5 protein-coding genes are annotated in these 17,729 nt (G+C 39.8%); all 5 read right to left on the reverse strand.

Going from position 1 to position 17,729, the window contains the following annotated elements:
* Positions 1-108 precede the first annotated feature (108 nt).
* The 5 genes from FRX97_RS08100 to FRX97_RS08120 are packed head-to-tail and all read right to left on the reverse strand — an operon-like array spanning position 109 to position 17,699.
* Positions 109-765 (reverse strand): LytR/AlgR family response regulator transcription factor, encoded by a 657-nt coding sequence (locus tag FRX97_RS08100; RefSeq protein ID WP_147014696.1) that lies wholly within the window; start codon positions 763-765, stop codon positions 109-111.
* Positions 762-2,339 (reverse strand): sensor histidine kinase, encoded by a 1,578-nt coding sequence (locus FRX97_RS08105; protein ID WP_147014697.1) that lies wholly within the window; start codon positions 2,337-2,339, stop codon positions 762-764. The genes FRX97_RS08100 and FRX97_RS08105 overlap by 4 nt, the downstream gene beginning before the upstream one ends.
* Positions 2,340-2,361: 22 nt before the next feature.
* Complete coding sequence (locus FRX97_RS08110; RefSeq protein WP_147014698.1) at positions 2,362-3,249, reverse strand: PorP/SprF family type IX secretion system membrane protein; 888 nt, start codon at positions 3,247-3,249, stop codon at positions 2,362-2,364.
* A 10-nt stretch (positions 3,250-3,259) separates the two neighbouring features.
* Positions 3,260-9,313, reverse strand: coding sequence for a cadherin domain-containing protein (locus FRX97_RS08115; RefSeq protein WP_147014699.1), 6,054 nt, complete (start codon positions 9,311-9,313; stop codon positions 3,260-3,262).
* A 22-nt stretch (positions 9,314-9,335) separates the two neighbouring features.
* Complete coding sequence (locus FRX97_RS08120) at positions 9,336-17,699, reverse strand: LamG domain-containing protein (protein ID WP_147014700.1); 8,364 nt, start codon at positions 17,697-17,699, stop codon at positions 9,336-9,338.
* Positions 17,700-17,729: the final 30 nt, after the last annotated feature.

Here is a 17,729-nt window from a genome sequence, read left to right on the forward strand (position 1 = left end):
GATATGTCTCCTTTATGGAGTTTTGCGGTTATGTTATGGAGTAAAATGGAAGATTTAGAAAATCAATTTTGACAAATAACTATTAGTCAGATAGGAAGCTAGCTTAACTTAAAATAGATTTCGGTAGGACTTGGACACCGGAATTAATTCATTAGCTACAATTAGGTTATCCGACTTTTTAGCTTGGATATGGTTTCTATTCACAATGTAAGACCGATGTGTTCTTTGAAATTCCGCGTGGGGTAGTAGATTCATTAATTCTGTAAGGCTTGCACGATGCAGGTAAGATCTTTTTTCTGTATGAATGTTACAATATACTCCATCGGCTACTATGTAAAAAATTTCATTGAATGGAACATCTACCATACCATCCGATGATTTTATTTTCAAACCGTTTGTACCGTGGTTGGAACTTTTAATTAATTCAATGGCGGCAATTATATCGGTTTCTTGGAACGGTTTGGAAATGTAGCTAAAAGGCTTGCAGTCTACGGCTTCGCGCAGGGTTTCCTTGTCTATATTAGCAGTTAAGAAAATAAAAGGGATGTTTGGGTGCGTGTTGCGAAGTTTTCTTCCAAAATCTATCCCATTGCTATTTTCTAAAAATATATCTAGGAAAATTAGGTCTAGAGTATGTGAATTTAGAAACGTGGAAGCCTCCTCTACATCTCTTGCCAAGCCTACCACGTTGGCCCCCTGGCTTTGGATAATATCGGCAATGTGATCGGCTACTAGTAATTCGTCCTCAACTATTAAAACATTCATAGCTTCAATGTGAAATTAAGTTCTTGATAATCGCTTTCACTTCGTGTAAAGTATCCTCCAAGCTGCGATGTTAACAGTTTCACCATTTTGATATTGGCATTTCCAAGTCCGGTACCACTGTCTTTATAGGTAAGATAAAAGTTTTGGTCGTCTCGATTTAATTTTATCTTGATGATTTTCGCCCTGCTATCTTTAAACGCATGTTTCAAGGAGTTTACGATCAATTCATTTATGAGTAAACCCAGATAGGTTGCTTTTTTCGCATTAATTTGAACATCACAAAATTCACAAGCGATAGCCACATTTTCTTTTGTAAGAAGCCCTCCTAATCCAGCTATCAAATTTTCTAAATATGGCTTTAACCAAATAGATTCTAACTCATTGTTGGTATAAAGTTGCTTATGTACCCCAGCGATACTTTCAATTTTTGTTGAAATTTCTCGTAGTTGTGTAAGCTCGTCTTGTTGTGCGACCTTTAATTTTTTGTTTATAATAGAACTAATGAGCTGCAAATTGTTTTTTATGCGGTGGTTTGATTCTCTTACCAGGAAATTGTTTTCCTTGGATAGTTTCATCAATAATTTATTTTTCCTTCTAAACAACTGGTTGAAATAAATAATCGGACCGAGTAATGCGAGCAGAATAAAAATGATTACAAAAGCATAGCTTTTTACTCGTCTTTCGCTATTTAATTCGTTTTCTGTTTTGTTTATGGAGTCTTGTTTTTTTAGAAGCTCGTTTTCCTTTTCCTTCAACTTAAGTTGGCGCTCCATTTTGGCAAGGTTGGAATTCCATCCATCGAGATTTTTGAGATATTCTAACTCGTGGTGTTTGTGGAGTGCAGCGTATGCCTCTTTGTGAAAACCTTGGTGTCTAAGTATTTCGGCATAGAAATAATAGTGCTCATTTTTTCTAATGTCTTGATAGAAAGTAGGTAGGTTAATACCCATTTCGGCATAAACCCTACCAGAGTCTCGAATAGCGTGGTGATGGTATGCTCTTGCAAGATTTAAGCACACCAACAAAAATCCATCGGTATCATTTTTTGCTTTAAAGAGCTTAAGTGCTTTTTTGTATTTATCGAAACAGTTTTCGCGGTCTTTATTCTCCAAAACAAAACCAATCTCATTTAGAGATGTTGCCATCAAAATGGTGTCTTGTGCCTTGGCTGCTTGTTGGTAAGCCATGTCTGCATAGGCCGAAACCAAATCCTGAGGAGAGGTCCTTAGTTCGGAAAGAATTGCGGCTTTTCTGCCGTAGAGGTAACCTAAAAATGCAGGGGGAACTAGAATTTTTTCCGAAAGGTCTTCTGCACTGTCTATCTTTTCTTTTGCTTCGGGAAGCTTCACTAAAAACCTTTGAAATTCGGCGAAACTAGTTAGGGCATAAACATGGTTTAGGGTGTCACCGATAGCCAAATAATAATCACAAGCCCGGTTATAATACACCAAGGCGGAGTCATAAATGCCTTGCTCCTTAAAGTTTTGGGCTTTGGATAAAAAATTGGCTTCCTTCGTTTGACCAAAAACCAAAGTGGATGCAAAGAGAAGGAAGCCAAGTAATCTAAATTTCATCAATTGGGGTAGAAGTGTAGGCTTAATCTACAGTGTTCGTCTGAAAATTGAAAGCGCTGAAATTCATAATAATACCCAATTCATGGGAACCTGAACTTGCCCCGGACATAGCTCTGGAGGCCAAAGAGTATGCATAGGAAAATCTAAACTGATTAACATTAAAACCCATAGCGAAAACACTGGTTCTATTTGTTCTTTGAACAAACTTAAACCATGCTTTTTGGTCCCATTCAAATGCAATACCTAAGTCGGTAATTGAAGGACTTCTAGTAATGTTTTGGTGTACAATGCTAGGAGCAATTTTCAATTTACTTTCTGGTACATCAAATTTGTAACCAGCAATAAAAAACAAATGATCAGAAATTGGTCTTCCCGTAACAATTAGATGTGGTGCACTTACACCAAGGGTTAGCTCCTTGTTCTGATAAACCATCCCAAATCCGGAAAGAAATTGAGATTCATCGAAATACAATGTGGTTACCGTAGGATCCGACGCATCTGTATACTGGTCATTGATTAAATCCTGCGTATTCAATCGCGTTTGGTAAAGCCCCATGCTTATTCCAAAATTAAGACTAGACTGCTCATCTATTTTTGCGGTGTAGGCATAAACTCCCTCTGCTGAAAAGTTAGAGAAATATCCACGCTTATCCACGATGATTTTTGCTCCAAGGCCCATGTTGTCGCCATACTGACCGTATAATCCAAACATGGAGTTAGTTGGATTTCCATCCATTCCTACCCATTGGGTATGAGGATTAACCACAGCAGTTAATCCTGGTTCAATTGCAGCAAATCCTGGGTTTATGTTAAACCAATTTAACTGGTAAGAATAATGGGTAATTAAGTTTTGAGCTTGGGCAAAATGTCCAATCAAAACTCCTGCTAATATGAATAGTACCTTTTTCATGGCTACTGAATTATTTAATTACTGAAAATACCCCCTTGAACATGTCTGCAGGGTTTAAATTGCTTACAAAAACGTAGTAGTAACTACCAGTTTCCAATGGCTTTCCATTATACGTTGCTTGCCAGTCATTGCTGTAGTTACGGTTCACTTGATAAACCAAGCCACCCGCTTCGTTATAAATAGAAAGAGAGTAATCTTTGTATAGGTGTACATTCTCAATCTGGAAGGCATCGTTTTTACCATCGCCATTAGGGGAGATGATTTTGTTTACCGGAAGCTTTTGGTTGGCTCCGCTTTCAATAACATCCACTACACGTAGTAATACATTTGCAGTGTCTGACAATCCTCCCTGATCTGTAATAGAAACTTGAAGAGGATAAACACTCACATCTTCGTAATCTAGAATGCTATTTAGGTAAATGTCACCTAGCTCATCAACAGCTATTACGTTTGATGCCCCCACAACATTAAAGGTGTGCTGATCTCCAAGATCGTTATCAAGGTAAGACAAGGTTGCTAGGTACTCACCAATTTCGAAGTCTTCTGGTACATCCAAAATAGCATCTTCCAAAATTGGAGCTTCATTTACGTTTAGAACTTCAATGGTAAATGCCTTTTCGGTGCTTAAGCCTCTAGAGTCGGTACTTTTGATTCTAACACTATAGTTTGGCTTGATCTCGTAGTTAGGGCTGGTAGCGATTTTTAACTCGTTTTCTGCAATAAAGAAAGCGGCGTTATTATCATCGCCATCACCCGATACCAATGTGTAAGTAAAGGTTTCATCTTTATCTTGATCCGCGGTGTTAAATGCCCCAATGATAGTTCCTAGGGCCGAATTTTCTGCAATTTCTAAGTTGCTAATGAAAATGTCCGTTGGTTTATCATTTACATCAATAATATCCAAGGTTATTACGGTGTCAACCTTCATTCCAGCTAGGTCCATTCCGTAGAAATGCAGACTTGCCGTCGCGCTTGCCTCGAAGTTAAAAGGACGCGATAAGAATAAACTGTCTCCTCTGAAAATTACATTGCCGTTTGAAGCACCATTGATATCCTGAATAAACCCGTAGTTGAAGGCATCCCAAGTATCCTCATCTATTGTTTCCACAATTGCGATTAAGGAAGTAGAATCGTTTTCATACACCGGAAGTACTTCTAGGTTTAAAAGGGTAGGGGCGTCGTTTATGTCGTTTACGTTTACAATAAATTGTTTCGTAGTGGCCAATCCACCTTCATCGGTACTAGTAACTCTAATGGTATAAAGCTCTTTTTCCTCAAAGTTGAAAAAACCATCCAGTACCAAGCTATCTCCATTAATCGCAAACATGTTATTGTCGTTTTGCTGATCGTTGTTAAACGTATAAGTGAAGCTAGCACCAGCATCTTGGTCGGTAGTGGTGAATCTTAAAATGCGGCTTCCCTTTTCAAGGTTTTCGTTGAAAGTGTTGGTAGAAAGGCTAATGTTACTTGGCCTGTCGTTTACATTGTTTACGTTAATTACGAAGTCTTGCTCAAGGTATGCTTCCGCAAAATCGGTTGTTCTCACTCTTATCGAGTAGCTGTTCTTGGTTTCGAAATCGAAACTCGCTGAAGAGTACAGGATTCCGTTAACGATTTCGAATATTCCATTATCGGCATCACCTTCTCCAGGAACAAGAGTGTATTGATGACCATCTCCTGAGTCTGGATCCACAGAAACAAAGTATCCTATTGTTTTTTGGTTTGGTAGATTTTCATCTACATCATTACCAATCAGGGTTAGGGATGTAGGTGCATTGTTCGAGTTCTTTAGGAATAGACTGAAATTCTGGTCTATGCTTAACCCAGTTTTATCCGTTGCCTTAACCTTAATCGTAAAATCGCTTTGCGCATTAAAATCAAAGAAGGTGTTGGTAAATAAGCTGTCGTTCGAAATCATAAATTTCGAATTGTCAGCGCCTAGCATTCCCGCTACAAATTGGAAAGTGTGTTGGTCGTTTACATCCTGATCGTGTACTTCGAAAGTTCCGATGTAGGTTCCTAAAGCAGATTCTTCCCAGAAAGATGCGTTGTCTAATAAAATGGCTGTTGGAGCATCCATCTTATCGTTAACATCCAATACAAATTGCTGAACAAAAGATGCACCAGCGATATCTATTACTCTGATGTTAAGTACGTATTTGCGCTTAACCTCGTAATTGATTTTTTCTTTGGTTACGATTTTGTTTCCTACGATTTGGAAGGCATGGTTATCGTACTCGCCGTTGTTGGCGAATTCAAATCTCAGCTCATCGTTTGCATCTGGATCTTCAGCAGAAATTTCAGCTATTACTGAAGAAACCGGGATGTTCTCGTCAAAGTTTAATGTGCTTAAGTCTATAGAAGTTGGTGCATCATTTTCATCGATAATGTTAATGATGAAGAACTGCTCGTAGCTTAAGTTACCTGCATCAGTTGCCTTTATTCTGATTTTGTACTGGCTTTTAGCCTCATAATTAAACTTAGCGTTGCTAACCAGCTGGTTGGCTTCAATTACAAAGAAAGAATTGTCGTCGTCGTTTAAGCCTTCGGCAAAGCTGAAGGTGTGGCTGTCCTGCGCATCGACATCTATCGCTAATAGCGTAGCTACCAAAGTCCCTACTTCTTTGTTTTCAGCAATCATGTCCGAACTCAACTCAATAGCAGTAGGAGCATCAAAGGCATCCAGGATACCTATGGTTAAGCTCTTTTCATAAGAACCCGTTCCGTCTGAAACACGAACGCGAATAAAGTGGGTGCTTTGCGTTTCGAAATCCAAATTGGTGTTCACGTATAATGAGTCACCAAAAATGTTGAAGTTGCTATTGTTATCGTCACCTAACCCACTAACTAGTGAAAAGGTAAAGTTGTCTGAAGGATCTTGATCGGTCGCAACAAGTTTTGCAAAAGCCTGCCCCGATGTTTTGTTCTCTTTTACCGTATAGCTGGTTAAAGAGATATCGGTTGGAATATCATTGGTGTTGTTAACCGTTAGAGAGAACTGCTTTGAAAGAGATAGTCCTCCTTGATCGGTTACTTTGATTTTTACAAAATAGCTCGATTTGGTCTCAAAATCGAATTGGCTATTAGTTCGAAGCTCAGAGCCAACGATACTGAATAAAGCATTATCTACTTCTCCTTGTGTTAATTCATAGGTGAAGGTTTCGTCGGCATCTTCATCCAGAGTGGATAGGTTGGCGATAGTACTTCCAAAATCTAGATTCTCGTCAAAGATGTTAGTGCTTAAGAATACATCCTGTGGCACGTCATTTTGATCTTCCACGGCAATCTTAAATGTGCGTTCGAAAGTAGATCCTAATAAGTCGCTTACCTTAATTCTAATCTCAGCGGTATCAAGTGTTTCGAAGTCAAGAGCCACATTGGTTAAAAGTTGGTCGCCGATTATTTTAAACTTGGCGTTGTCGGTAGATCCAGTTCCAGATACCAAGGAATAAGTATGGGTGTCTTCCGCATCAGAATCTAGTGTGGATAGTACTCCAACTAAGGTGTTATTGGCGTTCTCTACTACCTCTTCATTGCTTAAAAGTATTCCGTAGGGAGCATCATTTCCAGGAATCACAGAAACTGTAAATTGTTTGGAAACTGTCCCATTTCCGTCAGAACTACTTACTCTTAAGCTTCTTGTTGCTTGTGTTTCGTAATCGAATACAGCATCACTGAAAAGTGAGTCGTTTCTTATTTCAAATGCATTGTTATTATCATCACCGTCTCCAGCTGATAAAAAGTAAAGATGCGTATCGTTTTCATCCTCATCAGTGGTGCTTAATTTTCCTATAAAGGTTCCGCTTACCTGGTTTTCTGGGATGGTAAGGTTATTAATAGAAATATCGGTTGGAATATCATTAGCGTCATCTATGCTAATGGTAAACTGCTTTTGGAAAAAAGCATCATGTTGGTCGTAAACATTTACATAAATGTAGTAGATGCTTCTATCCTCGTAATTGAATTTTAAGTTAGTTCTTAACTCATTTCCAACAATGGTGAAGTTTGCGTTATCGTTACCGCTAACCTCTGCAAAAGCATAAGTAAATGTTGTATTTGCGTCTTCGTCAGATCCGGTAAACAAACCAAATGGGGTTCCCAGATTTGCATTTTCTGCCACCACATTATTACTAAGACTTAGTGCGTATGGTTTGTCATTGGCATCGAGGATACTAATGGCTAGTGTTTTTTCGAAACTAGCTCCAGCTTCATCCGTAGTTTTTACTCGGATAGACAGATTGTTAGCCGACTCGTAGTCGAAACCGTTCTTAGTGTATAGCGAGTTGCCAATAATTTTGAATTGGCTATTGTGCGTATCTCCAGAACCAGAAACTAAGGCATAGCTAAAAGCATCGTTGGCGTCGTAATCGGAGGTAGATAGAATTGCAAATTGATAATCTGCAAGGTTTTCATACACTTCGTTGTTACTGATGTTAAGATCGTAGGGTGTATCATTATTATCAGTAACAGAAATAGTGAAAGCTTTGGAGTAAGTAGCATTACCATCATTTACTTGTAAACGAAGGCTTAATTGATTTTTTGTTTCAAAATCGAAAAGTGTACTTGTTTTAAGTTGGTCGCCATCCACCTGAAACATTGCATTATCGGTATCACCAGCACCAGCTACTAAAGAATAAGTGTGGGTATCATTTGCATCCTCATCTATTGCGCTAAGCATGGCAACAAGAGCGCCTGCATTTTGATTTTCCGCACATGAGGTGCTGCTAAGTTCAATGTTAGTAGGGGTGTCGTTTTGGTCGGTTGCAGTTAGAATAATCTGCTCCTGAACCGTGGCGCCACCAGCATCGGTAGAAATGATGTACAAGTAAAAAATTGACTTTTCTTCGAAATTGAAAATAACGTTGCTTCTAATTTCGTCATCCACAATGGTGAAACTTGCATTATCGCTACCCTCTACTGTGGCAAAACTGTAGTTATGGGTATCACCAGCATCCTCATCGGTTGTGGATAGGGTGGTTAAAGTAGTTCCCACCGCTAGATTTTCTGCAAATTGATTGGTAAATGTTACAATTTCTGTGGGTGTATCATTAAGGTCGTTAATGGCGATAGTAAAAGGCTGAATTAACTCGGATCCTTCACCGTCTATAACCCTAACCTGAACGTCTAGCTCATCTTGAGCTTCGAAATTAAAGGCCTGGTTATTGGCTCTAATCAAACCAGAACTAGAAAGGGTCACCTTATCATTATCAGTTCCCTTACCATTTGCACTAGACAGGAAATATTGATGGATCTGCCCCTGGTCTTCATCACTAACAATTACATTTCCAATAACTGCATTTACCGAGGCATTTTCGTTGATGTCACTGTTGTCAAGACTTACAGCTGTAATATCGTCGTTTACATCGTTAACGGTAATACTAACCGTTTGGTCATAAAAGCAACCCAGATTATCTGTAGTTCTAATTCTTACGGAATAAGAACTTTTTACCTCAAAATTAAGGTTGTTAGTGGCCTTTAAGCTGTTTCCGTCAATGGAAAAACTACCGTTGTCGGTATCACCAGTTCCAGCTACAAAAGAGTAGCTATGGGTCTGGCCACTATTTTGGTCAACCGAGCTCATAGTTCCAACCAATGCATTTGCTCCAGCGTTTTCATCAATGCTTGTTGCAGTTAGATTTATGGCTGTTGGAGCATGATTAGAGTATGTGATATAAGGAGAAGATGGAAACCCGTATGCTGCTCCATCCTGAAAAGCTACTTCATCCGCTGCAGCTACCACATTTCCGATTGAAGCATTATACATGTACAGCTTAATAGATTCTCCATTAACACTATTGCTATATACCGTTAAAAAGGCTAGGTATTCTCCGTTTACAATGCTGCTGGTAAATTCTACCCCTCTACAATCGTTTCCAACAAAAGCGGCAATTTTATTCGAAGGGTTTTCCAGGTCAACACAATTGATGTTGAGCTTGGCGGTAATGTTCATACTGTATGTAAACGAACCCGCGTTTACCGACCACGTATTGTGGTCGTTGGGGTCTGCAGCAAATACACTGCAGACTAGGGTTAATAAGGTTATAATGATTCCAAACTTTTTCATTTCGTCTTCTTATTTGGATGTATTAATGAGTTTTAATGACTTTAAATGTTTGCGCCGTAGCACCTTCAATCTCCACTTTAATGAAGAACATGCCAGGAGCCATAGCCTTCTCTTGGCTATTCAGTTGCCAAGCTATTCTGTGCATTCCTTCGCCTAGGGTTTCGTCTACCAACTGCGTTACCAGTACACCGTTAAGGGTGTGAACGCTCACAACCACTTTTTCCTCACGGTCTAAAAGCAGGTTGATATTAAGCGCATCGGAGAAGTGGCTAGGGAATACTTTCACCCCGGTTTCTCCGCTGTTAAGTGAGCTGCTTTCTCCAAGCGTAAAGTGAAAAGGCTCGTCCTTAGATCCTATAATGGAGTTGGCTTCAAAAAGATGTGTTTCATTTAAATCGAAACGATTACCTCTCTCGTCTTCAAGGACAAAATTTAATAGGCTTTCCTCTGTGTTTTCGTAAAGGGTTAGGAAGAAGGTTCCAAAATCAGATTCTGTAACTCCTCTTAATTCACCATCTGCATAAGCCAATAACCTATATGCTCTTTTCGGGTTGAGGTCGCTTAAATCTGTAGTGGCAATGATGCTGGCATTTTCTTTAAATGCATAGGGGTTTAATCCATATTCATTGTACAACGCCGCCAATTCATCCTGTCCAATTTTACGCGACTTGCTATAAAGGTTATGTTTTGGGAAAGTAAAGGTTCTAGTAACCGTTTCACTCGACTTAAACATATATCCTTTCTTAGGCTTAAGGAAGTCAAGGGTACCTATCCAACCAATGTTGATATCGTACACTGCAAATCCATTCTGGCCTTTAACAAAGTCTCCGTTTTTAACCTCAAGGTTACTAAAGGCGTCGGCGATAGACATATTACTTAGGTTAGGGAAACCTATCCAAGACCAACCAGGGTTAAGGTCTATGTTTATGTTTTCTGGATTGATTCTAGCTCCTTCGTACTCAATGGTGTCGGCACCCGTGATTTTAATTTTATAAAGCTCACGATTGTTAACACCTCCGCTAGATGAAAGGCTACCCGTCCAACCTACCGTACTTCCATATTGGTCGTACTTGGTCATACTTTTTATCAAATCACCATCTGCCGGATTTAAATCACTTAAAAGCGTGTTACTCTTAAGGTGATCGTTAGTACTTAGCGGGAACGAAACCCAGTTCCATCCACTGTTTAGCACAATGGGTTCGTACAATTGATTAATTGCAGCAAATACGATAGGAGCAGAAGGGGTTCCCTCTAAAGTGTTAGAAGCAAAAGTTATAGGCTTGGAAGGATTAACAACGGTGTGTGTTTTTCCTTCGCTAGCATCCCAGATGTAGAAATTAACCGATTCGCCACCAGCCGTATTCGCATAAACATCGATAAAGGCAAGGTACATGTCGTACTCTTCTACATAGCGTAAATTGGCGATTCCTCTTACGTCATCTCCAACCAGAGCTATCAGTTTATCGTCGATGTCAGATGAAATAACACCATCAACCGTAATTTGTCCAATGATATTCATTGAATATTCAAAGGCGGTTGGATCAAATTCCCAATCGGGTTCGTTTCCTATGACTTTAATCTTAAGTCTTAAAACTTCATTAAATCCGAAATCAGAGGTTAGGTAGATGTTCTGTTCGTGGGTTCCAATATTTAGAGCTTCCGAAACCGTGAAATTCAGGGTTCTTCTACTATCTGGACCAAGAACTCCAGTTTCTTCAGAGATACTTAACCAAGCTGGAACATTAGAAATGGTAAAGGTTTCCTCTAAACCTCCAATGTTTAGGATATCCACAGAGAAGCTAAGTGGATCGTACACCATTTTCTCGAACTCCTTGTTCTGTTCATCCCAAAGCACAGTGTTACGTTTGATGTACGCTGTCCAAGTCTCTGGAGAAGCCATAGTGTTCCCGTAAAGGTCTTCTACGGCTTCAACAGTAAATTCTACAATGGTTTTCTCAATTAAGTTAGCCTCTGTGGTTAACTCAATGATTACACGGTCGGCAGCGGTAACAATAGCTTTACCAATTTTTTGAACGGGTCTAGCATTTTTAATGTTTGGAACGTTACTAGTCTCGAAAGTACCAGTGCTATGATCCGCTAAAACTGCTGGGTTGTGTGGGATATATGACTTAGTGGTAGGGTCATAAACCTTATCCATGTTTTCCAGGGTAGAAACCAAAGCCAAAGTGATGTCGAATTTCTCGAACGGATAGTAGCCTACCAGTCCTAGTTCATCCCCTTGTAATTTGGAGAACATATCCATTTCCAATAGCTTTTTGGTACGTGCAAGGTTCCAAAAGCGGATCTCATCCATAGAACCAGTGAAATTCTTGGTATATGGTGTTCCGGTGGTTTGTTTTCTACTCGCCCCGAAAGTCATTTCACCACCTTTTAGTCCACCGAAAGAGGAGCTGTGTTTAAATCCAGATAGTTCTCCGTTTACATAGATGGATGCATTTCCTTTTCTTCTTAAAACCAGGGCGAAGTGATGCCATGTATCATCTAGTAGATCTAACTCGGTATTGGTAATATTTACCCCTTTGTTTTTGGCGTAAAGGTTTCCGCTTGCGTTAAATCCAATTTCCCAAATATCCTCTTCGGCATCCGCGCTTTCCGAGCCATCAGTTTTCCCATTGGAGAAAAGCACCTTGTCTTTTTGGTTCGCATCGGCTTTAAACCAGAATTCAAGGGTGAAATCCATTTCATCAGTGATTAGGATATCACTTTTGGAGTTGTCGATGTCCATCTGACCGGAAGCAGTAAAGTTTCTGGCAAATCCTGATGGAAGAACTTTCCAAAGTGGGCCATTGAGCACGGCATGATGCGCTCTGGATAGGTCCGCAGCAACGGGTCCACGAAGCTCGTTCATAGGCCAGAAACCAATTAATCCAATCTCATCACCTTTTAGGATGTCATCTTTTTTGGCAATGGCTTCGGCCTGAGTTAGTGCTTTCTCCCACAATCGAAGGTCGTGCATGAAACCGCCGAAGTTGTTTGCATTGTTTTCGTCCGCAGCGATGTACATTTTGCCCGTAACATTAAATGGGCTAGTAACATCTTTGTTGTCGATTAAAATTGGCTGTGTAGACCCATCAAAAACCTTGTAGGCATTCAACTTTTTGGTGTCATGATTATAACTAACAGTAAAGTGTATCCACTTGTCCGTATTACCGAAAATGTTTTCAGCGCTAGTTTCCCCGGTGAAAGATTGACCAGCTAGGTTTAGGTAAAACTCGTTATTAGCATTAAACCCAATTTCAAGTTGTTCCTGCTTAAGAATTACCTGCTGGGATCCGAGTGTACTACGCTTAACCCAAAATTCGAAGCTAAACGAAAGATCAGTTAGGGTAGAGGCTGCAGTGACACTGGCGTAATCATCATTACCATCGAAGAAAAGAACACTATTGTGGTCTATCTTGGCATCGTTTAAAACGCCTTTAACCGTAACGTTCGTTTCTTCGAAGTTATCTGGAGCAAAGATGGGTTCGTTAAACACGATCAGCACGTCTTCGCCAGGAGATAGAATTCCATCACCAGGGGAGGGGGTACCAAAAACCTGAGGTCTTTTGGTGTCTTTAATTCCAGTTAAAATGGCCGATTCGTTTGTGGTACCATTGGCACAAGTAGAATAAGCCCTGATGTCGTAAGACCTATCCGGGAGATCCGACATATCTAGGGTGTAATTAAGGGTAGTTTTGCCGTTAATCCATTCTTTGCCATTACAAGTAGGAGCACAATCTGCAACTGTAAATACTTGCTTACTGGTCCATAAAGAAGAAGTAGTGGGTTTGGTTTGGAAATGGATTTCCTCAAATCCTGTAAAGACCAGATCGTAGTTTTCAATGGTGAAATTAAGCTCTCTATCCTCATTGGAACTATTCATTACCCATTGGTTAGGAACACCCTTGAGGTCGACCTTGGTACAAACCGGTTTAAACTTGGCGGTTAATTTGACGGTGTCCGCAATATCGGGCCAGTTGTCTCCTGGATCGAATTGACAAACCGAATGTAAAATGATACCGATATCATTAAATTCGTTAATGTGCGGTTGGTTTTTTTCTATAGAAATAACCTTATTAATTGTTGTGCCAGCTGGAATAAAGATGGTTCTACCATTACTGATATTTTGTCCATCTAACTTAACAATGGCTCCAGTTTGATTCGATTTCTGGTCAACAGAAATCATGAGCCATGTATCATCACCAGCCTCGCTAATATTGGCCAATTCTACATTGAAAAATGCAGGTTTATCCTCAGGAATATCATTTACTATGGTTGCTGACCTAGGAGTAATTAAAGGCTTTTCTCGTTGTTGAGTGGCTTCACTTAAAATAGCTCCTTTCTGGAAATATTTCGTTTTTTCTTCCCCTTCATGAGGACAGGAACTTTGTCCACCTCGAGTAAAGAAAACCGGGCCGGTGGCAGATTTAGGTTTTTTTACATCAATACTAAAGTAATCTCCTTCATCGGTGTCTGAAAGTTCATAGCCAAAGGTAATGGTGGATGTTTCCTCTTCCCCAGAAGCTTTAGATTCGGAGCGCGAATATTCCATGTTCAACTGCATGGTTAGACCTATACCACTTATTTGAGCACCTTTTTGACCACCCAATGAAGGTGTTATTGCGAAATCAAAGGATTTAGATTTTGATGACGATGAATCCGTTGTAAATTCACTAGAATATACTACCCCGGCATCATATGACAAGTTTTGTTCAAGAGTGGCCTCCAATTTGTCACGTTCATTCTGTCCCAAAATATTTTTCCAGTTTTGAATCTGGGAATTGTACAACCTTACAGTATCAATAAAACCAGAGATTGACTTGTAGCCCATTGCCTGTCGGGTGGTGCTATTCAATGTGATATTATATTTATCCCCCGTGATGGTTATGACGGTATCACCATTGGCGAAATTGTCCACCTTTTTTTCCTTATCAATGTCATTACTTACTGAGCCATCCGCACCATTGATGGGCGTTATAAGTCCTGCTGTAACAGCCTTACTGAAATAAGCATTCCTTAGCATCTCCCAGTTAGGAATTAGGTAGTTTTCGATGTGATTTTGAGAATATTGAAATGCAGTTGAAAACTCTGGAGTTAACCTGAAGTCATCTAGTTTTTCCAAGATATAATAATCTCCACCCTTTTGAATACAAATTGAATTTGGAGGGCAAGTCCCGGATTTTTTGGTAAACCTTAAGGCCTCTGCTTTTCCATATACAATGTTCGTTGAGTTTCCAATGAAAACATCACCTTTAGCCCCAACAAAATCTGGTTCAGCACTAGTTTGCCATCTCTTAGTGTTGGTAATGGTTGTGGTGGATGAATTTTCTTCATTCCATTGCTTCTCAGATTTTAAGCCAACAGCAATATCATTTGTGATATCATTGGTTAGTATTACTCCAGCACCAACACCCGCAAAGGTAGTTTGCTTCATCCCAAGATGAGCGGTTACTTTAGCTTCTGAATTTGCTCCATTACCCACCGAATAACTTGTGGTTTTTGATTTGGAGTTACCTATTTCATACCATGCATAACTATTGGATCCATATGGGTCTCTAATTATCATCTCCACTTCATCAGGCCCCGTGGTTACGAAATTTTTACCGGTAGGATTAGCTCCGATTATATAACCCCTAAATTGCATTGCGGAATTACCTCCAGCAGGTGGTGAGTATTTCCATGAAGTTTTTATGGCACCATTTTTACCAGTATTAGCGGTAATGGTCAAAAGTTGGGTGAAGTCACCCACCGTTTTTGGCTTACCAGCCTTAAATTGATAATTGGCAACACCTTGGGCATCAATCGAATAAATTTGTCTATCTGTTTTAATTGCAATGCCATTTTGAACGTCTACCGTTCCGTCGGTTACGGGGACATGATCTGAATCAACGCCGTTCCTATACTCTTCGAAAACCGAAATTTTTAAATCATAAGTCTTACGTTGCGTGAATATTGGCCATTGGGTAAGTGGCCATTTAGTTGTGGTGTTGACGACGTCGATCGAGGTAGATTCGTCGATGGATACCTTCTCATCCCAAAAAGCAATTCCACCTTCTTTATTGGTAACGGCTATTGTTGGAAGTGTTCGATAAATAAAGTCGTGTGCGTATTGGTAGTGACTACTATCGTATGAATAATACCATAAAGTATCCCCGTTAGTGGTAAAATTTAAGGAATCTAGTGTAGAGTCAATTTCTGTCCTTTGCAAGGTGCTAGATAGGTCCCAGGTTACATGGTGTTCACTACCAAAATTATATCCTGAACCACTACCAGTATCGGTGGCTATTGATTTTACAACATATTTCTCTGGAAGAAGTAATGCAATAAATTCGCCGTTTTCAGAATCGGTGTTTATGGTTACCTCTTTTAAACTATTCTTTTTAATGGTTTTTGGACTGACTATTTTTGAAGTTCGAACACCATTGATAAAAACAAACTGGGTATCCTTTCTTGTAGAATCTACAGGAAGTTGTAGCCTAGCTAATTGAAAGTCTCTCTCAGTACCAAGTAGGATTGTTGCGGTACCAATATTATTATTACATGTTCCTTGTCCCTTTGGTTTAGCGGCCTCCCTTGGCCCACCCACAACTTTTCCAACCACTCTTACAAGCGTTTTGTCAGAAATTCTTTTTTGAAAAGTATAAGGTTCCTGAAAGTTCCATTTTCCAGTCGCAGGAAATCTACCATTCTCGAATTCGTGTCCCTGTTTAACAAACTCCAAATGATGCTCTCCAATGGGAACGCTAATAGTGAATTTACCAGCGTTATCCGTTCCTATAGGAATTCCGCTACTGTTTACAGCTAACTGACCATCAATCTTAATGTTAACATCCTTTACCGGAAACTCAGTGCCTTTGTAATATACATATCCGTCTACAGGGAAAGATGCGATATCCACAAAATCAACATTGTTGTGGGTCGTAGATCCTGGTCCAATTAGTAGTAATTTCTCTTTAGGGTCGAATTTGTGTATCCCTAAAAATGGAGTGAATCTGTATGTAGATCCATCCGAATTATACGGAATTCCCGAAACAATGTAATTACCGTTTTTATCAGTAATACCCTTAACCGCTAACTGTGTGTTGGTAGGTACGGTATTAGACCAAGTTGCTGCTGCGTGAACATAACCATGGTTTTCGTTAAAGGTGTATCCCTTTCTCGATAGGTCGTACATTCTTGTTCCCGTACCTTCGTTAAGTCTAAAGTAAGCGGTAAGGCTATCCTCAGTGCCCGAAATGTACATTCCCGAATTGTCTGCCAAGTCTTCTAGGGAGAAGGCCTTTTGCCAGATTCTGATTTCGTCAACAGTTCCAATGAAGCTTTCAGCTGAGGAAGTGCTGCCTATCAGAAAATCGTTTGTTCTGAAAGGGATAGCACCGTTATTAGTTACATCAACAGAGTCTACCCAAGTTTTTTCCTTGGAGTGGTCCTGAGTTACTCTTAAATAAATTCTGTTGTTATTCTTGGTGGCAGAAACCTGAAAGAATTTTGTTGCATCCAGTCCATTAAGGGTCACGGATACCGAGTTATATGGATTGGTATCGTAATTTGCTTTAAAGGTTACCTTTTTAATGCCAGCGTCATATTCCAACCTGACCTGACCAAATTTCTGCATTAAAACTCTTGTACCTGAACCATAGTTGGGTTTAAACCATCCCTGGAAAGTAAAACCATTATCGAATTTCCATTTATCGTTGTCGTTGGTGTGGGATACTCTTAGGTAAGAATTAATAGTTCCGTTTAGGTCTATACTCTTTCCGCTAAAATTGTCGGTAGTAGAAGCAATGATATCAACTCCTTTTACTGCTTCTCCTCCTTCGAAAGTTACACGACCAGAAATTTGACCCGTAGGGACTCTAAAACCTATACCAGAAATTTGGTTCATTAGGTGAGTAAATACTGGGAATATACCATCCGCATATAGGGTGTATTCATAAAGCACCCCAGTTTCAGCATACTCGTCTCGCCACATTCTAACATCCTTGGATAGGGTGGCTATTCTCTTGGGTTGTTCTGTAGAACCTGCTATTTTTCTGAAAACACGAAAGCCGGTAACCTGATTCTCATATCGAATCATGGTCCAGCGCAACTCTACATAATCTCCAAAATACCCTTTGGAGGCAAAGAGGTCTTCTTTAAAGGCATTGTCTACATAAACAAGGTTATGTCTAAAATCTGCCTTGAAATAGTCGTTGTCTAAAGATTTTACCCACGGCGAGCCCATGTAGGCCCCGCCATTAAAAAAGGTGGTGTAGGTATTGGTAGTACTGGTATCTAAATTATAGTAGGTGCCACCAGCGTAGCCCATTTGGTGGGGATAGTATTGTTGCGCCCAGGCAAGATGGGTGCAAAGTACTAGCCCCAGTATTTGCAAAATTCTTTTCATAATAATGAATTGGAATTAATAGTGCGTACT

The sequence above is a fragment of the Luteibaculum oceani genome (assembly GCF_007995015.1).
GTDB lineage: Bacteria > Bacteroidota > Bacteroidia > Flavobacteriales_D > Luteibaculaceae > Luteibaculum > Luteibaculum oceani.

Bases quoted from the DNA above. Each gene is read 5' to 3' on its own strand.
- FRX97_RS08120 (WP_147014700.1), bottom strand. From the start codon at position 17,699: ATGAAAAGAATTTTGCAAATACTGGGGCTAGTACTTTGCACCCATCTT.
- FRX97_RS08100 (WP_147014696.1), bottom strand. From the start codon at position 765: ATGAATGTTTTAATAGTTGAGGACGAATTACTAGTAGCCGATCACATT.
- FRX97_RS08105 (WP_147014697.1), bottom strand. From the start codon at position 2,339: ATGAAATTTAGATTACTTGGCTTCCTTCTCTTTGCATCCACTTTGGTT.
- FRX97_RS08110 (WP_147014698.1), bottom strand. From the start codon at position 3,249: ATGAAAAAGGTACTATTCATATTAGCAGGAGTTTTGATTGGACATTTT.
- FRX97_RS08115 (WP_147014699.1), bottom strand. From the start codon at position 9,313: ATGAAAAAGTTTGGAATCATTATAACCTTATTAACCCTAGTCTGCAGT.